Here is a 24,188-nt window from a genome sequence, read left to right as displayed (position 1 = left end):
ACTTAAGCCGTAACGTTTAGCAATTAGGTATAAGTATTCGCCATGTTTTACAGTATGAGTATTAGCTGTTTGGTTAATCTGATTGCTATTAGAAGTTTCAGAGACGGCAGCATCATCATTATCTGTAGAATTTGTTGATTCTTGAGTGGTTCCAGAAACTTTAAGTACTTGGTTTGGATGAATTAAATCACTGGTTAAACCATTTAGTTGTTTTAGCTGAGTGACTGAAAGTCCTAATTTGCGGCCGATAATTCCAAGTGATTCCCCTTTTTGAACAATATAGGTTGATCCACTCACTGTCTGACTTTGTGTATTATTATTATCCTGATTTTCCGTTTGATTATTTTGTTGATCTGTTTCGTTATTAATCTCAACGTTGGATACATCATTCGATTCACTAGGTAAATATCCAGGAACCAAATATAAAATTTGACCACTTACTAAACTATTAGATTTAAGATTATTATAAGTAATCAATTGATCGACTGTTAAGCCATTTTCTTGAGCAATTTTATAAAGATAATCTCCATGTTGAACAACATAATAATCTTGATTTTCAGTACTGGTTGATAATTGAGCCGCTACCTCGGCCTCTGAAACTATGTCTTCCTCTGTATTAGTGATTTCTTGAGCTTGTGCTAATTGTACGCCTTGAAATGCCAATGACGCTACAATAATAGAGCTAGAAATAGTTACCCATTGCCCCTTACGTTTATGTAATTTTTTACGGTCCAAACTAAACACTCCTAACATACTAATTTCATAATTAATTCTAACATTTTCCAATACTTAAAAGATTACAGATGTATTACAGGAAGCTTACGGTCTTGTCTTAACATTATTTTTAAATAATCTTATGGCTAAATATAGCGATTTCTTTTAAATGCTCCTAAGTATGGGCCATAAACCATTTAAATATAAACTATTAATCAAGAGTAAGAACTGAATAACCTTGTTTCAGCTGGACTAGTTAATATTGACTATAATAAAATATTTCAGTTTAAACTAAAAAGAGATGAACTTTTGTCCATCTCTTTCTGATTCATATTTATATTCAATTAGGCTTCAAATAAATATTTATTTAACGATTAACATAAGTTAATTACGATAACCGTAATATTTGGCCACTATGAATCGTATTTGAAGATAACTTATTTATTGATTTGAGTTTATCTACTGTTAATCCATACTTGCTTGCAATCAAATATAAATATTCACCTTGTTTTACAGTATGGGTTTTGTTATCTTTAACCATCAGTCTATTGGATAACAAAAGATTTATCAAATAACTATCTGTCGTTTTTGTTGGTGTGTTATAACTTGTGACTTTCTTATTATTTACAATTAAAACTTGATTAGGCCGTTTTGTATCAGCGCTTGAAATGATACGTACATTTTTCGGTTTTTTATTATTGATTCTAGTAATTTCTTTATTATTATTTATCAACTTATCTAAGGTCGTAATTAAATTATTTTTAATGTTCACCTTATTATTATTATTTTTATTCTGCGATTTAATGCGTAATACTTGACCTGATTTTAGGTAGTTAGACGTCAAATTATTTAAACGCTTAAGTTCGTTTACTGTCATCCCATATTTACGGCTAATTAAATAGAGGTACTCCCCTTTTTGAACCGTATGTGTCTCAGCATTTACGGGTTTAGAGGCTGATGCATAGACTCTGAGTTTTTGGTTAGGATGAATTAAGTCACTCGATAAGCCATTTAAAGCTTTAAGTTGAGCGACTGTCATTCCGTATCTACGAGAAATGAGTCCTAATGACTCCCCTTTTTTTACCGTATAAGTTCCTGTCGATTGATTTCCGTTATTTTGTTGGTTAGGAAGATCTGAACCAGATTGCTTTATATTTTTAGAAGCTTCATCTTCAATATCATTAATATTATGATTTGAATTATTAGAATTTTCGAACAATATTTGGTCATATTGGGTTAGATTATACATGCTAATCAGGTTATTTAATTTACTACCATAACGGGTATCCGTAGCATAACGTCCAGTTAAATGAGCGGTGGCATCCTTGTAGGAATTTGTATTTGAAAAACGAGCACCTGCATAATATTCCCTGCGCCAGGTTGAATCTTTACCTGTTAAAATATTTGCATAGTCTAACAAGGATTGCATATAACTTGGATATGCTTTAAATTTGGCTTTAACTCCTGAATAATTTCCTGTACCATCATCTTCCAGAGTATCCAGAGCAACCGAATTGCCGTTATACGATCCTTTTACGCCAAATAAATTATAGTTAGGAGCTTTTGATAATTTAGAATTTCCCCAATTAGATTCCAAAGCTGCTTGGGCAATCATAACGGATGGATATAAATCATTTGCTTTTGCAATGGACTTAGACGATTCTGCAATCATAGCAATGAACTCTTGTGGACTATAATTATCAGACTTCAACTTAGTGACTACTTGCGTTGTTGCTCTTTCTTGATTAGCTACTACTTGTGAATTTGATTTTGCTTGCGGTGTAAAGTATAAGACGGTTCCAACAGGAATATTATATGAGCTCAGATTATTATAAGCCATTAATTGGTCTAGGGTTAAACCATTATTTCTTGCGAGTGAATATAAGGTATCACCTTGTTTTACTGTATGAGAAGCGGAAGTTTGATTTGAAAGATTGGAAGTATGATGAGAATTTTCAGTTGGCTTAGCTAATGCGCTTTGAATAGCTTCAATTTCATCAGCATCTATTTCAGGCGTAACTTCTTGCTTTTCATTGTCAATATTTAAACTAGATTCAATTTTTGAAATTTCGTCAATTTCTTGACTAGTAACGAGACTTTGATCAGAACTGTTTGCTTCTTGAGCTAGCACAAAATCAGCAGATTGCATGGTGATGGCCATTGCTAAGAGCGAGGTTGATAAAGCAACCCATTGTCCTTTTCGTTTGTGTAAAAGCTTGCGTTCCAAAGGGCACACTCCCCCTATCTATAAATTTTCACAATTAATTCTAACATTCTTTATCCTTGACTGTATGTCAAAACCATTACAATATGACTACATTGTAGTGATATATAAGAATTGCAAAGTAAAAAAGCGCCCAAGCGCTTTTTCTAATTATAAGTTATCCAATAAATTCTTTAATTTCTTCAATTGGCATTGAAGAATCACATTTTACCTTTACTTCTCCTTGTTTAGCTACTAAAAATCCTGGGACTGTTTTAATATTGTATTTATCACGAAATTCAGCTAAACCTTGATCTGCTTTATTTTCAGAATTAACAAAAAAAATTTCTTGATTATTTTCATCAATTATCTCTTTTAATTTCAGGATAAATTTACGACAATATGGACAAGTTGGACGACCAATAAATACTGGCTTTTCTTTGTCTGCTGCCAAATATTCCCCTGCTTGATTAGCTGTGACAGTCTCAAATGATTTATCAATTATTTCCATGAACTCTACTTCATTAATACTCATCTATATTCCTCCTATTTGTAATAAGTATAAGACAAATTATGGCTTAATAAAAATATTCTGCTCATGGCCTTAATCTAGATGTAGGTGTTCTATATTTTTTTTATGACGATATCTTTGAATTAAATCAGGAATTAAAATTATCACACCAATTACCACGAAAGTAATGGCTATTAGGTAGGCCGCTCGACTCTCCCCTGTATCAGGTAATTTAAGCGAAGATTTTGAAGCCGACTTGTCTTCTTTTTTAGGAGACTTTTTGGCTTTATTATTATTTGAACCAGCTAATGTTTTGGCCTTAGATGGTTTGTTTGCTTCATGACTACTAAGTTTATCTTTGATTGCTTGTAATTGCTGATTACGAACCGACCTCTTATTACTAGATTTATCATCATTAATTTCTTGAGGATTTTCCTGAGTTGAGCTATGGTCTGCGCTACTACTTTGCTCATTAGTTATCACTTTGCCCTCAATCACTCGATTGATATATTCATCATAAAACCCTGTGCTCTTAAAATCATTTGCGACCCAATGACTAGTTTGATCATCATAAAATACTAATTTTATTTGATATTTACTTTGAAAAGTTTGAATTGCTTGTAAACTTTTTTCTTGGTCTAAGTTATTAGCATTTAAATATTTCAGTAATATCTCTTGAATTTTTATAAATACTTCCCGATTAATTTGAAAAAAGTAATGAAACTGATCCTCTTTTAATTGAATAATTTCATGATATGCCTGGTTATACCGATGGTCATCTTGATCATCAAGATAATATCTTTGCGCAAAATGAGCTAAGTTTTCTATGTCTGATAAGGATAATTCGCGGGCATAGGAATATTCATGGTATGCATTTTGATCTAAACGGATGAGTTCTTTACCTTTTAAAATTTTATCCAGCTCTTCTTGACTCATAAATAAATTAAAAATTTCATAAATTTGCTGAAAACTAACTTTACTATAAGCTTTGGGAACAAGAGCTTGCATTATTTGATCTAGATTGACTAGGATATCCTCTAAGGAGCCATTGTTTGTATCAAAAATTATTTGCTCGTCCAGTTTAAATGGAACAGAATAAGCATAAAGTTCACAAGCGTTGTTTTCACTTTGTTCTTGATTTATATAACTTGATTGACTTTCTAATTCCTCTAGTCGATATAAAGCTTGATTATAATCATCTTCAATGAGTTTTTGCTGGTGAACTAAATAATCAATTTCCGCTTGAACTTCGCTAAGATAGGTCTGCCATTCTTGCACACGACTATCTTGGACTAAATATTTTTCTTGACTTGATGCATCGAGTTCAAGAAAACCTGTTTGTTCCTGACTTAGTTCATCATAGACCGTCTCAAGGGTGTGGTCTAATCCTGCTTGGGCAGCTTGTCGAGAATAGTCAGGGTTTTGTTCAAGATCTTCAATCGCTAAGGTTATTTCATTATGTTGGTTTGCTAAATTCGTTATTTCTGTTTCTAAGGTTTCAATTTCACTGCTTGCTTGATTATCTTGATAAACATTTTCTCTCTTCTGATTAAAAAAATTTAAACAGTAATCTTTATCAATCGCTTTCTCTTGAACATGTTGGATTAACCGATAGGGTTTAGGAACCTGATTTATATTTTCTTGAGCATTTATATTATTCGTTATGAATGATGAAGTTATTAAAAGACTTAAACTAAAACCGTATATTTTTTTCATGGAACACCTCCTATGTATAAATACAAAAAAAGGTGGTAATTCCTTTTATTTAATTAAAAAAGCTCAGATTATTAATCTGAGCTTTAGGTTTTATTTAATCCAAATATTCAACGACCTGAACTTTATTTGTATAAGTCTGCATCCGATACACAAAATCATCAAAATATGCTTGGGCATCGGCTAAACCATAGTCAGCTCCGTCTATCAGTGGAACCACTTGTCCTGTATAGTCGCTGTAAGAGCCAGCATTATAGGTAGGCATAAGCCGTAATCGATCAATCTTACATTCTTTAGTTTCTTTATTAAAGGCATATCTTACTTCAATAATGCTACCTAATTTATTTTCTATATCTACTTGACCACTGATGAAATTACCATGGGAAAAAATCCCAGCTTGGCTCTCATTATAATTAATAAATGGTTGGACTACATGAGGATGCCCTCCCAGTACGAAATTGGCACCAGCATCCCGAGCTAAACGAAAGGTTCTTAGTTGGTAATCAGCCGGTAAGTATTCATATTCCTCGCCAGTATGGAACATGACCATGGTAATATCGGTTTGGTCGGCTAATGCTTTAATTTCTTGGGGAAAGATATCCTCATCAATTAAAGAGAATAAATAGCCTTGATCTTCTGAAATAGTGTTTCCATTTGCATCTCTAGCATAAGAAAGAAAGCCGACTTTGGCCCCTTTCTTTTCAATAATCCGGGGCTTTTGTGCATCTTCCCAACTCTCATAGGAGCCCACATACATCATATCTCTGGCTTTTAAGGCTTGAATTGAGTCATAGGCCCCTTCTGCCCCCCAATCGAGAGTATGATTTGTTGCGTTGTTAACAATGTCTACTCCGACATGTTTCAGACTATCAATAATCTCAGAAGGAGCATTGAAGGTCGGATAGCCTGCAAGGGGCAAATGGTCTCCTGCTGCAATCACTTCAAGATTTGCCGTAGTAATATCAGCATTTTCAAGGTATTTTTTTACTGGTTCAAACATATAATCAAAATCAAATCCATCCTCAGTTGCGACAGCTTCATAAACATCAGTATGAATTAAGATATCGCCAATGGAACGAATAGTAATATATTCGATATTTTTATCTTCAGCCAAAACTATTTGTGGGCTCAGCGTCATTGATACAAGCATAAATATGAGGAAAGATTTAATATATTTTTTCATAGAAACTCCTATTCTATTTCAATTAAAAGGTCACCAGCAACAATTTGTTCTTTTTCCTGACAATGAATTGCTTTAATATGGCCTGCTTTTGGAGCTCGAATTGCAGTTTCCATTTTCATAGCCTCTGTTATCATCAAAACTTGATTGGATTCGACCGCTTGGCCTTGTTTAACTTCTATTTTATATACACTTCCTGGCATTTGAGCCCCAATATGGTTAGGATTTTCTGAATCTGCTTTAGGTCGAACTTTAAGGCCTGTTTGAGCATTCTGATCTTGAACTATGACTTGTTCAGGCATGCCATTTAAATTAAAGTAAACGGGCCGTTGACCGGTTTCATTGACAGGTCCGATGGAAGTCAATTCAATTAAGAGGGTTTTGCCCTCTTCTAAGACTACTGCAATTTTCTCATAGGGTTTAAGACCATAGAAGAAAGTTGGGCTGTCTAAGACAGTGACTTGTCCATATTCATCTACAAACTTGAGATAGTCTTTGTAAACTTTAGGATATAGTGCAAGACTCAATAAGTCATGGTCTTCTATCTCATTATAAGCCTGTTGGCTTAAACTTTGACGAGCTGCTTCAAAGTCATAATCGTCTAATAATGAACCGGGTCTAGCCTCACTATAAGTTTGTCCTTTGAGGACTAGTTGTCGTAAGGCTTCATTCATGCCTCTGGCTGGTTGGCCAATTTCACCTTTGAAAAAAGATACCACTGAATCAGGGAAATCTAATGTCTTTCCTTTTTCAAATAAAGAATCTTCATCCAATTTATTTTGTACCATGAACAAAGCCATATCCCCCACTACTTTTGAAGAAGGAGTTACTTTGACTATGTCTCCAAATAGAAGATTGACTCGATGATACATTTCCAATACTTCATCGAATTGGTCGCCTAAATTCATAGACTGGGCTTGCATTTGAATATTTGAGTACTGACCGCCAGGCATCTCATAGTCATAAACCTTGGTCCAGGCAGATTTTAAATTTGATTCAAAGGGTTGATAATAATTACGGGTTATTTTCCAATAATTACTTAAAGAATCATTGGCCTGAGTATCGATTTTTAGCTGACGATCATTGCCTTGGCGGGCATAGAATAAACTATTCGTATTTGGTTGTGAATTTTGTCCAGACAATGCGGCATTTGCTGTATCCACAATATCAACGCCAGCATCAATGGCCCGTGAATAGGTCATAATTCCATTACCAGTAGTATCATGCGTATGGAGGTGAATCGGCATTTTGACTTCTGATTTTAAAGCTTTAATCAATTGATAAGCGGCTTCTGGTTTCAAGAGGCCTGCCATATCTTTAAGGGCTAGAATCTGAACACCTTGTTTTTCGAGCTCTTTAGCTAATTTAACATAATAATCTAAGGTATAAACTTTAGACCGATTTGGATTCAAAATATCACCGGTATAGCAAATGGTCCCTTCGACCAGTTTGCCAGTTTCTAAGGCCTTTTCAATTGGTAATTTTAAGGACTCTAACCAATTTAAAGAGTCAAAAATCCGAAAGACGTCAATACCTTGTTTGGCAGATTCCGCAATAAAAGTCGCCACCAAATTGTCGGGATAATTTTTATAACCTACGGCGTTTGAGGCTCTTAATAACATTTGAAAAGGGATATCTGGAATTGCTTGTCGTAGGACTTGTAGACGTTGCCAAGGGCTTTCTTTTAAAAAGTTATACGCCACATCAAAAGTTGCCCCACCCCACATTTCTAGAGAAAAATAATCTTGCATAGTTTCGTTCATAAATGGAGCCACTAGCAACATATCACTTGTTCTTAATCGAGTTCCTAACAATGACTGGTGGGCATCCCGTAAGGTTGTGTCCGTTAGAAGGGGTGTTGACTCAGCCAAAATCTTCTCTATAACAGCTTGGGGACCAGCTTGATCAAGTAAATGCTTATAAGATTGCTCTTGATGTTTATGACGTAACCAACGTTTACCTGGCCGATCCAAAGATTCTTTGTGGAGTTGATACTGATGTCCTTCAACTTCGGGGACGATTCGTTTAGGAAAATCAGGTTTTGTTCCCTTTTTAATCCCTGGAAATCCATTAACTGAGACGTTGGCAATATATTTCAATAACTGAACGCCACGATTTCTTGGCGGAACAAACTCAAAAAGTTCTGGGTGATTATCAATAAAAGTGGTATCAAAATCACCTTGATTAAATTCAGGGTGTTTTAAAATATTCTCTAAAAAACGAATGTTGGTCTTGAGTCCAACCAAACGAATCTCACTCAAAGCACGTTGCATCTTTTCAATAGCGCCCTTCTTAGAGCGAGAATAAGAAGACACCTTAACTAATAAGGAATCGTAGAAGGGAGAAATCTGAGCCCCACCATAAGCATCCCCAGCATCAAGGCGGATACCAGCACCACCTGGTGAGTGGTATCCAACAATCTTACCAAAATCAGGGGAGAAGTTATTGAGCGGATCTTCCGTGGTAATTCGACATTGAATGGCAAAACCTTTTGCCTGAATGTCAGTTTGATGCGGCATATGGATGGCAGGCCCGAACAAGTCTTCTCCATCTGCGATCAAGATTTGACTTTTAACAATATCAATTCCAGTAATCAGTTCTGTCACCGTATGCTCAACTTGAACTCGTGGATTCACTTCGATGAAATAATAATCATCACCTGCTACTAGAAACTCGACCGTTCCGGCATTTTCATAACCAATATGGTTCATTAATTGTAAAGCCGCACGAGTCAATTTATCCCGCATACTTGGAGACAAGTTAAATGAAGGAGCGATTTCCACGACCTTTTGATGGCGCCGTTGAATTGAACAGTCGCGTTCAAATAAATGGACCAGGTTTCCATGTTGGTCGCCAATAATTTGGACTTCAATGTGTTTTGCATTTTCTACATATCGTTCCACATAAATAGAATCATCGCCAAAGGATGTTTTGGCTTCTGATTTGGCTCGGTCATAAGCTTGTTCAAGTTCGTCGGCTTGACGAACAATGCGCATCCCCTTACCACCGCCGCCATTGACCGCTTTAATCATTATTGGATATCCATGTTCTTGAACAAAGGATTTAACTTCTGATAAGGACGCCACGCCTCCTTGAGAACCAGGAATTACAGGTAAATCAGCAGCTAGAGCAGTTTCTCTTGCTTGAGTTTTATTCCCGAACATTTGCAAATGTTTTACTTGAGGTCCAACAAAAATAATTCCCTCTTCAGCACATCTTTGGGCAAACTCTTGATTTTCTGATAAAAAACCGTAACCTGGGTGAATTGCATCCACACCTTTTTCCTTTGCTAAGTTTATAATCCCTTCAATATCAAGATAGGCCTCAATGGGACCTAAATCCTCACCAATTAAATAAGAATAATCGGCCTTTTGTCGGTGTAAGGCACCAACATCTTCTTTAGAATAGATTGCAATGGTCTCAATGCCTAGTTCGTGACTTGCCCTGATAATCCGGGTAGCAATTTCGCCCCGGTTAGCAATGAGTAATTTGTGGATTTTATTCATAATTTCCTCCTATCGGGCCTTCGGTCCATTTCCTAATTGTAAACAATTATAGCATAGTATCCCTTTGCATTATCACTAATAAATCGGTAACTGGTAAAAAGGAAAAAATATTCCCTAACTAATTTTCTTCTTGGATAAAATCAGTTACTTCTTAAGTAACTTAGAAAATCAATAATCTAAGTTAATTCTTTAAGAATGGAATGTTTTATTTTTCTTCAATTAAGAATGTTTTTTTATAAGGTCCGCAAACTTATTTGATTCTTCAAGACCGTAGGCGCCAACATGAATTTTTGTTCTTTTTTTCTCTTGTCCTAGCAAGAAATCTATATGTTCTTGACTTAAAGAGACATCATCACTTAGTCGTAAATCATCAACTTTAAAAGGAACACTAGTTAAAATAATTTGATCAAGATGTAAGCCATCTTTAACGAGGTCTTTTAATTTAGTGATGGAAGGAAAGACTAGCATGATGGTTTGATGCTTGTCTTTTAAGAGTGGTAATTTAGTAATGGCCTGTTCTTGAGAATAATACCGACACTGAACATCACCAGCAATTGCCACTTCGATAAGTCCTTGTTTGAGCTTATCATTTACTAATTCATTATCCACGATAATGATTAGTTGTCCTTGAAATTCATGAAACCAACGTAAGCCAATTTGTCCATGGACATAATGGTCATCAACTAAAGCGATTATCTGCTTGGACATTTCTGCCCCTCCTTTTATTATCATTAACTTGCCAAATCATAATACAAAAACATAAAAACTGCAATATTTAGTCATGAGAATTGTCACCATTACTTATCTTTTATAGTATACTAGTTATAAGAATTAAGGATAAGGAGTATCAAATATGTTTCGTTTAACAAATCAAGTGAGTCAAAATCCCTTATTTACTGCTTTTGATATTGAAAAGAACAAATTAAACCATGTAAATGGACGTTTGATGGTTCTAAATAAAGCGAAAAGTCAAATTCTTTTTCGATTTGACCATCCAGTTAATTTAATCGAAGACAAAGGCTTGGCTTTGTTAGTTATAACTGATAACCCCCATGATCCTTCTAGCTTTCGTAAATATATCTTGAAAGGTGCGGTTCAAATCCGTCCTGGTAACTACTTTAATATTTTAGCCTTATCACAAACTAGCCAAGTCCTTCTCCTTCCCCAACAGAAAGACCATCCCCAACAAATTAAATTAGACTTTATTTTTGCAAGTAATATGGATTTTGAAGGACAGGTTCATTATTTTATGCCGCTTTCAATGACCTATGAATTTATCCGCGAGAATGAATCTTTAGTAAACCCCTTCCCCAATTTTTGGCATCTTTTAATCCTTGATCATGGTCAAATAACTTTAAAGCATAATCAGATGAATTTATCTCTTAATGATTCACAATACGTTTTTTTACCACCTAACCAAGATTACAATTTGTTGGGTGTATCTAAACAAAGTTCTTATATCCTCCTACCCTTTACCAGCAAAATAGACTACCACTTTGATTCTGGAAAAATATTGACATTGAATCAAGTAAATAAGGACCTTATCCAGGAAATTATTGACTTACTTGCTTTATCTGCTCTTGACTATTTACAAAAGGCTAAAGTCTTCGCTCTATTCCAACTTGTTTTTATCAATCTCATTTCAAATAAAAATGAGAGACAAATTTTAAATAATACGACTAAGATGAAAGAAAAATCTGATAATAAAGCCTTTGAACTCATGGATACCTACATTAAACAAAATCTAGATAAAAACATTCAAGTAGCAGATCTAGCCAATTTATTTAAACTATCTCGGTCTACCCTCCAACAACTCTTTAATACCTATGTTAATATGACCCCCAAGCAATATATTAACCATTTACGTTTAAGTGAATCTAAGCGACTTATTCGTGAGTCTACTTTGTCTTTATCAGAGATTGCGTTGCAACTAGGGTTTGGATCTATCCAGTATTTTTCCCGTGCCTTTTCCCGTGAATTTGGTATGAGCCCTTCCGCCTATGCCAAACAAAAATTTCAATGAGTTCATTCAAAAATTAAAATCAAGAAAAAAATAGACTATGTTCCTTTCACTGTAGAGGTGAACCGGACATAGTCTATAAAATTTATTTATGCTTATGCTAACTTAGCTAATAAATCTGGGCGGAAGCCATTAAAAGCAGGCTCATCATCTGCTTCAACAACTGGAACAGATTGAAAACCAAGGGCTTGGACATGTTCTAGTGCACTGGCATCTTCAAAGATATCAACGGATTTATAAGAAATTCCTTTATCATCTAAATATTTCTTTGTAAAATTGCATTGCATACAATTTGGTTTTGAATATACGGTAACCATATTTAATTCCTCATTTCATTAAAAATACTATAGTAGTATTTTAGCTTATTATGCAGAACTAAACAAGATATATGGTTTAATTAGGTTAAAAAACACAATATATAGGGCACTTCTAGTGTTAAAACCTATTAGCACTAGAAGTAATCCATAGATTATGTAAGAAAGTTGTTAGCAATTTTAATTCTATTCTTCACTCGTATTCAAGTTTTCTAATTCTTCATAGAGATCCGTTGTACTTAAATGTGTTATCTCATCCCTTTGATGGGAATTGACAATCCGGCCCCGGTGTAAGACCAAGATTTGATCAGCATACTTAATGGCATCAGCTAAGTGGTGGGTAATCATTAAGGTCGTTAAGTGAAAATCCCGCACCATAGTCTGGGTAATTTCCATGACTTGCCGGGCCGTCCGTGGATCTAGCGCAGCAGTATGTTCATCTAATAATAGAAGTTCTGGCTGTTTTAAAGTCGCCATTATTAAAGAAATAATTTGCCGTTGTCCTCCTGATAAGAACTCAATCGGAACATCGAGGCGATTTTCAAGGTCTAAATGAAATTTACTTAAATAATTAGCTAAGTCACTTTCCTTCTTTTTTGATAGTGATAAAGCTAAACCGCGTTTTTCTCCCCTCTTCTCAGCCAATACGAGGTTTTCGAAAACAGTCATCCGTGGTGCCGTACCATGACTGGGGTTTTGGAATACTTGGCCAATTTTTGAGACAACTTTAGAAAGTGACATTTGATCGATTCTTTGGCCCGAAAGATAAATTTCTCCACTGTCAATATCAATTTGCCGGGTCAAAGCATTAAACAAGGTCGATTTACCCGCGCCATTCGTACCAATAATAGCAGTAGTAGACCCTTCTTCGATGGAAAAATTAACTTGGTCTAGAGAGGTAATAAGGTCCCCCGTTTTACGTTGGAAATTTTTGCTCACATTCTTAAAAATTACATGTGCCATTAGGCTTGCCCCTTTCTTTGTAAGCTATGTGGTAAGAAATAGCGAAACTTGGGTAAGGCTAAAAATACAGCTAAGACAAGGGCTGAGATAAGTTTGAAATCATTAGGATTTAAGCCCAATTGTAGGACAAATACCAAAATCAGACGGTATATAATTGCGCCCAAGACAATTGATATTAGGCGCACGAATAAAGTGACTTGTTTAGATAGTAAGAGTTCACCAATTACAATTGAAGCAAGAGCGATAACTACGGTGCCCGTCCCCATAGAAATATCAGTAAATGAGTTATCTTGTGAAATTAAAGCACCCGCTAAGGCGATTAGACCATTCGCAATCATTAGAGCTAAACAGGTCATAGATTTAGTTTTTATTCCGATAGATTGTGCCATCTTGGGGTTATCCCCCGTAGCGATCATGGCTTGACCAAGGTCAGTTCGGAAAAAGAATTGTAGGGCTAAAATTAGGATTAAACTGATTAAGAGACCAATAAAGAGTCGTTGGTAGTTTATATCTTCGATCAATGAAGCAATTAAACTATAAATCGTTTCTGAACCTCGGTAAGAGGCATTAGGTCGTCCCATAATCTGAAGATTAACCGAATATAAGCCTGTCATGGTTATGATTGATGCCAAAAGATCAGGTATATCAAATAAGGTGGTTAATAGGCCTGTCACTAGGCCAGCTAGCATCCCGAATAAAATAGATACCACTAGAACCAAAATCGGATGCATGCCCTGACTGGCAAACATAACGGAAGCAGCCGCTCCAATCGTAAAGGAAGCTTCAGAAGTTAAATCAGTGAATCTTAAGATTCTGAAGGAAATATAGAGTCCCATGCCCATAATTCCCCAAAGAATCCCTTGGATTAAAGCAGAAAAATAAATAGTCATTCTTACTCACCTGCCACTGAGGTGACTTGGTCTTTTATTTCACCTGGCACCTTTAAGCCCAATAATTTAAGCGAATCTTCATTGACTAATACCTTGTAATCCTCAATATATTCGATGGGTAGTTGACCAATTTCTTGGCCACCTAAAACCTTACCTGCAAATTCAGCCGATTTTAGACCAATATCTTTTTGTTTAATTGCGGTACCTGCCACCGCTCCAGATTCAATCATTAATTCAACCGGTGAAAAAATCGGTTTTTTTGCTCTGTCTGTTACTGAAATGAGTGATTCAAAGGCAGAGGCGATGGTATTATCAGAACCAATAAAGATTAAGTCTGTTTCATTAGCTAGTTTCTCAGCCACTGTCTGCAGATCTAAGGCAGAAGAAATAGCTTGGACTTGCACCTCGAAACCTTGGCCTTCAGCAGCTTTTTGTGCTTTTTCAATTTCTGCCTTGGAATTGTCTTCTGAAGAAGAATAAATCATGCCTACTTTTTTAGCGTCTGGGACCATGGTCTTAATTAATTTAAACTGTTCTTCCATAGGAATTTGGTCGGAAATTCCTGAGATGTTAGCTCCAGGTTTTTCTAAAGAATCAATTAAATTAGCTGCCTCAGGATCAGTAATACCAGCTAAGATAATTGGAATATCAGAGGTCGCATTTTGTAAGGCTTGAGCCACGGGCGTTGTAATCGCAAAAATTAAATCAGGTTTTTGAGACGTTACTTGCTGAGAAATAGTGGTTAGTAAGTTCATGTCCCCTTCTGCATTTTGAAAATTTATATCAAGATTTTCACCTTCTTTGTAGCCTTGGTCAGCAAGACCCTCGATAACCCCTTCATGAATTTGATCTAAGGAAGGATGTGAGACTAATTGAACAATTGCAACAGATAAATGGTTATCCTCTGCTGAAACAAATGAAGGGAGACTCATCAAGACAAGACATAAGGCCAATAATAAGCTCATTAATTTGGATATTTTCATTTTAATCCTCTTTCTATTCTATGAACGCAAAGAAAAAAGCTAGCACAATCTATGTGTTAGCTCAAAATAACTTATGGGGGCTACCACATAGAATTCATAAATCTACGTGGTAAACGAAATAGCCACATAGATACAACTGCAGTCAAACTGGGTTGTATCCATGAATATGCTCCATGTTTACAACCTATCTATGCCAGCCTTGCCAACGGTTTAAATGGTTAATAAGAACATGTTTCATATTCGTGACTTCCTTTCTTTTTAATATTATTATCATAATCAGCTTTCAGCTTCTTGTCAAGGGTGGACTTCACTAGCAATTTGATTTAATCCATAGAAAACAAAATATTCTTGCTTAAACTTAATTCATGCTATAATCATAGTTAAGTCAAAAGGAGGTCACACCAATGTCATTTGATGGATTTACGACCCATATTATTAGTCAAGAACTCAGACAGGCTCTTATCGGAGGACGTCTGTCTAAAATATACCAACCTTATGAACAGGAGCTCCAGTTTGCCATCCGTAATCAGGGGCAAAACTACCGGTTAAATGCTTCGATTCACCCAGTCTACTATCGACTCCACCTCACCCAAGAGAAATCTTCCAATCCTCAACAAGCGCCCATGTTCTGCATGATCTTAAGAAAACACTTAGAAAACGCCCAAATCTTGGATATTTATCAACAAGATAACGACCGGGTGGTTGTCATGGAACTTTCTGGCCGGGATGAACTTGGCGATTTAAATACCTATCAACTCATTTTTGAGTTGATGGGCCGCCACTCTAATATTCTCTTGGTCAATCCGCAAAAACAAACCATTATCGACTGCATCAAGCATGTGCCGGCTTATTTAAATTCTTACCGGGTCCTTCAAGCAGGAGCCCCCTATCAAGCCGCACCGACCGATGACCAACAAGTCAATTTGATGGACCAGCCTATAAATAAACTTAAAGATTTTGTTGACCAAGCTAAAATACCGATTCTAGAAGGTCAAGCCGGACACTATATTCAAGGTTTAGGCAAACTGGGACAGGAAAGTCTAGCAGGTCTGATCACAGAAAGTGGCCGAGTCCAAACTGCACTTGAATCCTTTATCGACCAAGTAAAGTCACCCCAATACCTACTCCTTGAGAAAAAGGATAAGCTATTCTTTTACTTTATGAATCCGGATCCGTCTGCCTATCAAGTCATTGATTCCTTTGATTCCATGTCTAGCCTCCTTGATAAGTATTATAATCAAAAGGCCAAGCAAGACCATATCAAACAAATCTCAGGCAACTTAATTCAAAAGGTTAAGCAAGTTTTAGATAAAAATAAGGGGAAATTAAAGAAATTAGCTAAGGATTATCAAACTGCTGCTAATGCCGAAGACTACCGGATTAAGGGGGAACTCTTGTCTGCTTACGGTCACCAAGTCCAAAAAGGTCTGACCCAAGTTGACCTGCCCAATTATTATGAGGACAATCAACCACTAACTATTGCCCTAAATCCAGCCAAGTCTGCTATTGAAAATAGCCAGGCCTACTTTAAACGTTATTCCAAATACCGGGATTCTCTTCGTTTTATCAAAACTCAAGAAGAAAAAACTAACCAGGAAAATGATTATCTGGAAAATGTCCTAGTCCAAATCCAACAAGCGGATATTGAAGATATTGATGATATCAAAGCAGAACTACAAGACCAAGGTTACGTCAGCAAGGACAAGCAGAAACTAAAGAAACGGGCCAAGTCCAATTCTAAGCCCCGCCGCTATAAGTCATCAGACGGCGTTATGATTTATGTGGGCCGCAATAACAAACAAAACGACCAACTCAGTCTCAAACAAGCTGCCAAGAACCACTGGTGGCTCCATACTAAGAATATTCCCGGCGCCCATGTCATCATTGAGTCCGACAAGCCGTCCGACCGGACGATTACCCAGGCCGCCCAGATTGCTGCTTACTACTCTAAGTCTCAAGGGTCTAGCAATGTGCCGGTGGATTTAGTTCAAGTCAAACACTTACGAAAACCCAATGGAGCCAAACCTGGCTTTGTCATCTATGAGGGCCAACATACTGTCTTCGTGACACCTGAGGAAGCAGAGATTGAGGCCTTAAAAGTTAAATAAGTTGAAATGACCACTTCAATCGGATAATTTTCTGATTAAAGTGGCCTTTTTCTATATGCTTTTTGCCTACTTATTCCATATTATCAACTAACCACTGGCTAGCCTCTTCTTCCAGCTGGCGGGTTTCTTGATCAAGCAGCAAAGGGGCCTCAGGATATAGCTCACCTTTAGGCCCAGCGATGTAACCATCGGCAAATTGCAGCCTAAAGCTATCCTTTACCTTCTGATTGTCCGCTGGCTTGTCCCCCATATGTAAGGCCACATAGTTGGTCTCGAAATCATTGGCGATATCTAATTGTAGCTTAGCACTGTCCTCGGCCGACATATTAGGATTGACCAAATCCGTCAAAATACTTTCTTGGCTAGCCATTAATTGACTGGTAAAATCTCTAAACCCTTCATTAGCTGGGGCTAGCGCTATACCTGAATATACTGACCTGAATTTTAATATCAATATATAAACAAAAAAGTCACCAACTAGGTTTCATCCTAGTTAGCGATTATTTATTAAGATTCAATTTTTATTATTCTTCAGTGAAGGCTTCAGTCAATGGTGGAATAATTTGTTTCTTCCGTGACACTACCCCTGGTAAGTCAATTTGTTGTTCTTTCAAACTTTGTTTAAAAGCTTTTTCAGCTAGACTAGCTTTATTGCCTGCGACCAAACCAATGGAATTTGAATCTAAAACATCAGTCGCTACAAATAAGAATAAACTTAAGTCATCTTGAGCGACTGCTTTTTCCATTTCAGCTAACAAGGCCGCCTTCCGGTCAAGAATTTCATCAAAGCCGATAATATTAACTTGACCAACGCGGATCTTTTGATCATCCATTTCGAAATTCTTGGCGTCGCCATTTAAAATTTGATCTTCACTTTGGCTAGCAATATTGGTACCTGCTTTCAATAATTCTAGTCCATATTCGTTAAGGTTAACTTCAGCAATCTTAGCTAACTCATTAGCAATATCGATATCTTCCTTGGTACAAGTTGGTGATTTCAATAAGAGTGTATCTGAAATGATAGCAGATAACATAAGACCAGCAATGGCTTGTGGAATATCAATATCTTTTTCCTGGAACATCTTGTATAAAACAGAAGATGTAGAGCCAATTGGTTCAGCCCGATAATATAAAGGTTGGCCTGTATTGAAGCCGAAAATCCGATGGTGGTCTACTACTTGAATTACAGTGACTTGGTCAAGATCGTCCACTGATTGAATGGGCTCATTATGGTCCACTAAGACAACTTCTTCAACTTCATCTGCAACTGAGGAAACAATGCGGGGTAGCGAAACTTTAAAATAATCAAAAGCAAATTTACTTTCGTCATTGGCTTTGCCTAAGGCCACTGCTTCGGCCTCTTCACCGATGCGTTCTAAATAATAAGCCATCGCTACGGCAGCTGATAATGCATCTGTATCAGGATTTTTGTGTCCAAATACTAATTTTTTTCCCATTAATATGAGCCTCCTAAATATTCTTACATACTATTTATCTACTATTTTAGTACATTATGCTTCTTCAAGCAATAACAAAGGTGATTGTCTAAGAACTAAGACCTGACCTAATTTATCTAATTGGTCTAGACTAGATCCATTAGCCAAACGATCAGACTTAGGAACTTGGCGGGCTTGAATCGTAACCACAAAACCAGTGTCACCCGTGACCTCTAGCATCTGATCTAAATCTTGAATGAGAGCCGCAGATAAAACGCGGTGGGGATTATTCTTTAATTCTTTCAGCATCAAAATGCCTCGACTGCCCCGACTAGCGTCCGCAATAATTTGATTGTCAAAGCGTTTAATATTGCCTCGTTGTGTCATGAGAATAATTTGAGCTTGGCTTTCCATGCCTTGGTTATCCAATAGAAAAGCAGCTAAATAGTCATCCTTCTTAAGATTAATAGCAGTCACGCCTTGAGCTTTCAAGCCATATTCAGAAACCTCGGTTAATGGATACCGTAAACTATAGGATTTCTCCGTTAAGAGAATTACCTGGGCCACCGTATCCTGTTTCACTGCTGCCACACCGATAATTTCATCCGTCTCAGTTTTCATTTTCATCGCTTGACTTGGCCGTGACTTGTATGTCCGATAGCTGACAAAATCTGTCAATGGTGTTTTCTTAATCATACCTTCTTTGGTGGCCATGACCAAATATTGATCTTTATATTCTGCTAGTTCTTGGTCATTAATATCCCGACTTGCTGGACTGACAAAGACCACCTGTTCTCCGTCGGTTAAGTTGTATTGTTGAGATAAGTGCATGCCTAAATCTTTCCAACGAATATCTGGTAATTCATGGACCGGTAGATGGATATATTGTCCCTTATTTGTGATTAAGACGAGGGCTTGATAAGTGGACAACTCTTGAGCAAAAATAACATAATCGAGCTCGCGCACCCCTAAATCCATGGTGTCCGATGTCGCAAAAGAGCGTAGACTAGTCCGTTTAATATACCCTTCTTTAGTTACAGTAACCATCACTTGTTCTTCATTGACTAGGAGGCTTTGTTCAATATTAATCTCTTCAATTTCGACTTCAATTTGAGTTCGACGTGGCGATGGGAAGGCCTTTTTCACAGCTTTTAATTCATTAATTAAAGTGGCTTTTAAACTTTTATCCTTAGAAAGAATATTATGGTACATACCAATTCGTTCGTTTAACTCAAGTCGTTCGTTCTGTAAAGCAACAATATCGGTATTGGTCAAACGATATAGTTGCAAGGATACTATGGCTTCAGCCTGGTCTAGGGAGAAATCAAATTCCTTGGCTAAGTTTTCCTTAGCATGACTTTTAGATTCGGATTGGCGGATGGTTGCAATTACTTGGTCAAGAATTGACACCATGTAAATCAAACCGTCGACGATATGAAGGCGGGCTTGGTCTTTATTCAAGGAATACTGGGTCCGGCGGAGAATAACTTCTTTTTGATGGGCAATATAGGCTTCTAACATATCAATTAAGCCGACTTCATGAGGGCGTCGTTGATTGATCGCAATCATATTAAAATGATAGTTAATCTGTAAGTCAGTATTTTTAAAGAGATAGTTCAGAATCTGCTCAGCATCCGCTTCCCGCTTAATTTCAATGACCAAGCGAGTCCCATTTCGGTCTGATTCATCGCGAACATCGGCCATTCCTTCGACTTTTCGTTGAATTCGTATATCATCTATCCGTTGAATCAGCTTGGACTTATTCACTTCATAAGGTAATTCAGTAATAACAATTTGAGATTTTCCGCCTTTAAGACTCTCAATCGTCGAAGTGGACCGTAAAACGATTTTACCATGACCAGACTTATAGATTGCTTTAAGCCCTTTAGCCCCTTGTAAGATGGTACCGGTAGGAAAATCAGGCCCTTTAATAAACTTCATTATATCAGCCAAAGTATAAGTATCATGGCTTAACATGTAAACGGCAGCATCGATGACTTCCCCTAGATTATGGGGTGGAATCTCGGTCGCATAACCTGCGGATATCCCAGTAGCCCCATTGACTAAGAGGTTTGGAAACCGAGCTGGCAATACCATAGGTTCTTCTAAAGAATCATCAAAATTTAGAGCATAATCTACCGTGTCCATATGGATATCACGGAGCAATTCCATGGCAATTTTGGACAAGCGCGCTTCAGTGTACCGCATGGCGGCAGCTGGATCGCCATCCATAGACCCATTATTTCCGTGCATATCGATTAAGGGCTGCCGGTTCTTCCAGTCTTGACTCATTCGTACCATGGCCTCATAAACAGAGGAGTCACCATGAGGGTGGAAATTACCAATGACGTTACCCACAGTTTTGGCTGACTTACGATAAGGATTATCCGCGGTATTTCGGTCTTCATACATGGCATAGAGAATCCGTCTTTGAACAGGCTTCAGACCATCGCGAATATCAGGAAGAGCCCGATCTTGAATAATATACTTGGAGTAGCGACCAAAGCGATCCCCCAAGATATCTGAAAATGTTAATTCTTCGATATTTTGATTATTAGCTTGCATGGTCTACTCCTCTCCAAATAAAGACATTTGTTCTTGATTGTCATCAGTATCGGTTGATTCCTCAAAAGCTTGATCTTGATCCATGGCTGTGATGGCCTCATCTTGTAGGTCCGCTAAGCCTGGCCCCTTACTGGAATCATTCAACAAGGTATCTTCTTCATCTAAGGTGAATTTAACATTATCCTCAATCCACTTCCTCCGTGGTTCGACCTTGGCTCCCATCAGAGTAGTTAACCGTCTTTCAGACAAGGCTGCATCTTCAACCGTCACCCGGATTAACAAGCGAGTATCAGGATTCATCGTTGTATCCCAGAGTTGGTCGGCATTCATTTCTCCTAAGCCTTTGTAACGTTGTAAGATATAACCTTTTCCAATCTTCTGAGTCGCTACTTTTAATTCCTCATTCGTCCAAGCATATTCTATCTTTTCTTTCTTTCCAGAGCCCTTAGATATTTTATAAAGAGGTGGCATAGCTAAATAAACTTTACCAGCTTCTAGTAAAGGTTTCATATAGCGGTAGAAAAAGGTTAATAACAAGACCTGAATATGAGCCCCATCGGTATCCGCATCGGTCATGATAATCACTTTATCATAATTAATATCCTCAATATTAAAATCAGCCCCTACCCCAGCACCGATTGTATAAATCATAGTATTAATTTCTTCATTCTTCATAATATCAGTAATAGAAGCTTTTTCAGTATTAATAACTTTCCCTCGTAATGGTAGAATAGCTTGATAGCGCGGATTTCGCCCTAATTTGGCTGAACCCCCAGCTGAATCTCCCTCGACTAGATATAGCTCATTCATTTTAGCATCTTTGGATTGGGCTTTAGTTAATTTTCCAGAAATAAGTCGTTCCTGTTGTGAACGCTTTGCTCCCGATCTTGAGGCATCCCGGGCCTTACGAGCAGCCTCTCGAGTATTCCGAGCTTTAACTGCCTTACGTAAAAGTTCTTGGGCTTGCGGTCCATTTTCATTTAAGAAGAGGGTTACTGCCTCGGTTACAAAGTTATCAACTAAGGAACGAGCTTTAGGTGTTCCCAATTTTTCCTTAGTTTGGCCTTCAAATTGCAGATAAGCTTCAGGGACCCGAATCGACAAGACGGCTGCGATTCCTTCCCGAATATCAGATCCATCCAAATTTTTATCTTTTTCTTTGATTATACCGGTCCGCCGTCCATAGTCATTAAAGGCCTTGGTCAAGCCGGTCTTAAAACCGGTTTCATGGGTTCCCCCCATAGATGTTCTAACGTTATTGGCAAATGACATGATTGTTTCGGAGTAGCCATCATTGTATTGAAAGGCAAACTCAATTTCAAAATCGTCCACCGTACCAGAAGCATAGGCCGTGTCTGAAAAAGTATGCTTCTCTTCATTAAGGTATTTAATAAAATCTTTGAGTCCCTCTTCATAATGGAAGGTTTCTTCCTTATCACTCCGTTCATCTGTAATTTCAATCGTGAGTCCTTTTAACAGGAAAGCAGATTCGCGTAAGCGTTCAAGAATAGTCTCATACTTAATACTATTGGCACCAAATATTTTAGCATCTGGCATAAAATGAACTTGAGTACCTGATTCATTCTTTTGCTTATTTGGAATTTTCTTTAATTTTCCCTCAGGATGGCCCCCATCTTTAAAATTCATTTCATAGGTGTAACCATCACGTTTAACTTGAACTGTCAACCAGGATGATAAAGCATTAACCACTGAGGCTCCTACCCCATGGAGGCCACCGGCTGATTTATAGCCGCCTTGGCCAAATTTTCCTCCAGCATGGAGGACAGTAAAAATTACTTGGATGGTTGGAACCCCAGAAGCATGCATTCCAACTGGCATACCCCGGCCATTATCAGTCACCCGGATTGACCCATCTTTTAGTAACTCAACTTTAATCGCATCACAATAACCTGATAAGGCTTCGTCAACTGAATTATCTACGATTTCATACACTAGGTGGTGTAGGCCACGATGGTCGGTGGAACCAATATACATACCGGGCCGTTTACGGACCGCATCCAAACCTTCTAAAATCTGAATGGACTGGTCATCATAATTAGCATTGGTCTTATTTACCATGATTCACCTCAATTGTTTCTTTCTTTATCTTATTTATTCACAAAGCTAAGCATAAAGCTTCGCTATTTATAATAACCTAAAAATTAAAATTTTCAAACCTTGTCTTTTGTGATAAAATTGTACTAAATAAAAAGGGGGGACAATTATGAATATAATTATCTTACACATTTTAGTAATTTTATTAGCTTATTGTATTGGTTCGATTCCAACAGGGCTATGGTATGCTCAATATGTTCATCATCAAGATATTAGACAACTTGGCTCTGGAAATTTTGGGGCAACTAATATTGGTCGTAACTTTGGCCTTAAAGCCGCCGTCATTGTGACCGTCATAGATGTACTTAAAGGACTCATTTCAACAGTGCTAGCCGGCTGGATATTTGCTGAAAGTCCAGCAGCCGTTATGTTGACCGGTTTAGCCGCTGCCTTAGGTCATGCCTACCCAATATGGGCAGAATTTAAGGGGGGTAAAATGGTAGCTACTTCATTCGGGGTTCTGGCCGGCTTTAACATTTGGTTAGGCATTATTGCTGCCATAGTCCTATTTTTGTTTATGTTCTTATTTTCAATTGTTTCCTTTGCAGCCATGACCTCTTTTTATATTGGTGTCATCCTAGTTGCGTGTTTTGCCCATTCTTGGATTTATGTCATTGGCTTCACCCTACTCTGGTGTCTTCTACTTTTCCGCCACGAAAAGAACCTTAAAGCCTTGGCTAAGAATGAAGAACGTGTCATGTCTTTTGGGCTTCATCTATATGAGAAAACAATTTATCCCCTCATTAAAAATTATTTATATGAAAATGTAGAAGTCGATGACCTGGCATAAATACAAATAAATCCCTAGTTAGAAAGACGATATATAGTGACCCCAAAAAGTTGGACCAGAGAGATGAGTACATATTTTATGTACTTGTCTCTCTTATTTTTTGTTTTCTAAGCAGCTTGAAGTGAATGGCGATAAGCAATTGGGCTCATCCAGTTTAATTTTTCTTTGATTCGTTCT

Annotated in this window: 18 protein-coding genes; 3 read left to right on the top strand and 15 right to left on the bottom strand. The window is 37.2% G+C overall.

Annotated elements, in window-relative coordinates; genetic code table 11:
- From G396_RS11620 to G396_RS0108640, 7 genes are all read right to left on the bottom strand, one after another.
- A partial coding sequence (locus G396_RS11620) for a LysM peptidoglycan-binding domain-containing protein (RefSeq protein WP_028125724.1) occupies window positions 1-735 on the bottom strand: 735 nt, incomplete at its 3' end.
- A 367-nt stretch (window positions 736-1,102) separates the two neighbouring features.
- Entirely contained in the window at window positions 1,103-2,941 is a 1,839-nt protein-coding gene (locus G396_RS10675) for a LysM peptidoglycan-binding domain-containing protein (protein ID WP_051221267.1), read from the bottom strand.
- Window positions 2,942-3,095: 154 nt separating this feature from the next.
- Window positions 3,096-3,452 carry a DUF6568 family protein gene (locus G396_RS0108660; RefSeq protein WP_051221266.1) on the bottom strand — a complete coding sequence of 119 codons (357 nt, stop codon included), beginning with the start codon at window positions 3,450-3,452 and terminating at the stop codon, window positions 3,096-3,098.
- A gap of 69 nt (window positions 3,453-3,521) precedes the next feature.
- Entirely contained in the window at window positions 3,522-5,144 is a 1,623-nt protein-coding gene (locus G396_RS0108655) for a hypothetical protein (protein WP_028125722.1), read from the bottom strand.
- 94 nt (window positions 5,145-5,238) lie between these two features.
- Window positions 5,239-6,324: a CapA family protein gene (locus G396_RS10670; RefSeq protein ID WP_051221264.1), complete on the bottom strand. Its 1,086-nt coding sequence runs from the start codon at window positions 6,322-6,324 to the stop codon at window positions 5,239-5,241.
- A gap of 8 nt (window positions 6,325-6,332) precedes the next feature.
- Window positions 6,333-9,827, bottom strand: coding sequence for a pyruvate carboxylase (locus G396_RS0108645; RefSeq protein ID WP_028125721.1), 3,495 nt, complete (start codon window positions 9,825-9,827; stop codon window positions 6,333-6,335).
- A gap of 219 nt (window positions 9,828-10,046) precedes the next feature.
- Window positions 10,047-10,535, bottom strand: a complete 489-nt coding sequence (locus G396_RS0108640) for a PTS sugar transporter subunit IIB (RefSeq protein WP_006418598.1) — start codon at window positions 10,533-10,535, stop codon at window positions 10,047-10,049.
- 145 nt (window positions 10,536-10,680) lie between these two features.
- Between G396_RS0108640 and G396_RS0108635 the strand changes: the two genes are divergently transcribed.
- Window positions 10,681-11,850 (top strand): helix-turn-helix domain-containing protein, encoded by a 1,170-nt coding sequence (locus tag G396_RS0108635; RefSeq protein WP_028125720.1) that lies wholly within the window; start codon window positions 10,681-10,683, stop codon window positions 11,848-11,850.
- 92 nt (window positions 11,851-11,942) lie between these two features.
- Here G396_RS0108635 and nrdH read toward each other — a convergent pair whose 3' ends face one another.
- The 4 genes from nrdH to G396_RS0108615 all read right to left on the bottom strand — a co-directional run bounded on the left by nrdH (window position 11,943) and on the right by G396_RS0108615 (window position 14,997).
- On the bottom strand, window positions 11,943-12,164 hold the full coding sequence (gene nrdH / locus G396_RS0108630) for a glutaredoxin-like protein NrdH (RefSeq protein ID WP_006418267.1): 222 nt from the start codon (window positions 12,162-12,164) through the stop codon (window positions 11,943-11,945).
- Window positions 12,165-12,347: 183 nt separating this feature from the next.
- The gene (locus G396_RS0108625) at window positions 12,348-13,124 is read right to left on the bottom strand and encodes an ABC transporter ATP-binding protein (RefSeq protein ID WP_028125719.1); all 777 of its coding nucleotides are present in this window, start codon (window positions 13,122-13,124) and stop codon (window positions 12,348-12,350) included.
- A complete protein-coding gene (locus G396_RS0108620; protein WP_028125718.1) occupies window positions 13,124-14,014 on the bottom strand; it encodes an ABC transporter permease in 891 nt (296 codons plus the stop codon). The genes G396_RS0108625 and G396_RS0108620 overlap by 1 nt, the downstream gene beginning before the upstream one ends.
- A gap of 2 nt (window positions 14,015-14,016) precedes the next feature.
- Window positions 14,017-14,997 carry an ABC transporter substrate-binding protein gene (locus G396_RS0108615; RefSeq protein ID WP_028125717.1) on the bottom strand — a complete coding sequence of 327 codons (981 nt, stop codon included), beginning with the start codon at window positions 14,995-14,997 and terminating at the stop codon, window positions 14,017-14,019.
- Window positions 14,998-15,401: 404 nt separating this feature from the next.
- Here G396_RS0108615 and G396_RS0108610 point away from each other — a divergent pair, with 404 nt between their 5' ends.
- A complete protein-coding gene (locus tag G396_RS0108610) occupies window positions 15,402-17,105 on the top strand; it encodes an Rqc2 family fibronectin-binding protein (RefSeq protein ID WP_028125716.1) in 1,704 nt (567 codons plus the stop codon).
- 70 nt (window positions 17,106-17,175) lie between these two features.
- Here G396_RS0108610 and G396_RS0108605 read toward each other — a convergent pair whose 3' ends face one another.
- From G396_RS0108605 to parE, 4 genes are all read right to left on the bottom strand, one after another.
- A complete protein-coding gene (locus tag G396_RS0108605; protein WP_028125715.1) occupies window positions 17,176-17,559 on the bottom strand; it encodes a hypothetical protein in 384 nt (127 codons plus the stop codon).
- A 70-nt stretch (window positions 17,560-17,629) separates the two neighbouring features.
- Complete coding sequence (locus G396_RS0108600) at window positions 17,630-18,562, bottom strand: manganese-dependent inorganic pyrophosphatase (protein WP_006418411.1); 933 nt, start codon at window positions 18,560-18,562, stop codon at window positions 17,630-17,632.
- Window positions 18,563-18,616: 54 nt separating this feature from the next.
- Window positions 18,617-21,106, bottom strand: a complete 2,490-nt coding sequence (gene parC / locus G396_RS0108595; RefSeq protein ID WP_028125714.1) for a DNA topoisomerase IV subunit A — start codon at window positions 21,104-21,106, stop codon at window positions 18,617-18,619.
- Window positions 21,107-21,109: 3 nt separating this feature from the next.
- Window positions 21,110-23,185 (bottom strand): DNA topoisomerase IV subunit B, encoded by a 2,076-nt coding sequence (gene parE, locus G396_RS0108590; RefSeq protein WP_028125713.1) that lies wholly within the window; start codon window positions 23,183-23,185, stop codon window positions 21,110-21,112.
- 145 nt (window positions 23,186-23,330) lie between these two features.
- On the opposite strand from parE, the gene plsY reads away from it, so the two are divergent.
- Window positions 23,331-24,011 carry a glycerol-3-phosphate 1-O-acyltransferase PlsY gene (plsY, locus tag G396_RS10665; RefSeq protein WP_051221261.1) on the top strand — a complete coding sequence of 227 codons (681 nt, stop codon included), beginning with the start codon at window positions 23,331-23,333 and terminating at the stop codon, window positions 24,009-24,011.
- Window positions 24,012-24,188: the final 177 nt, after the last annotated feature.

Source organism: Eremococcus coleocola DSM 15696 (assembly GCF_000428865.1).
Lineage (GTDB): Bacteria > Bacillota > Bacilli > Lactobacillales > Aerococcaceae > Eremococcus > Eremococcus coleocola.
The sequence above is the reverse complement of the archived record's forward strand: the minus strand, read 5'-3'. Positions and strand labels throughout refer to the sequence as shown.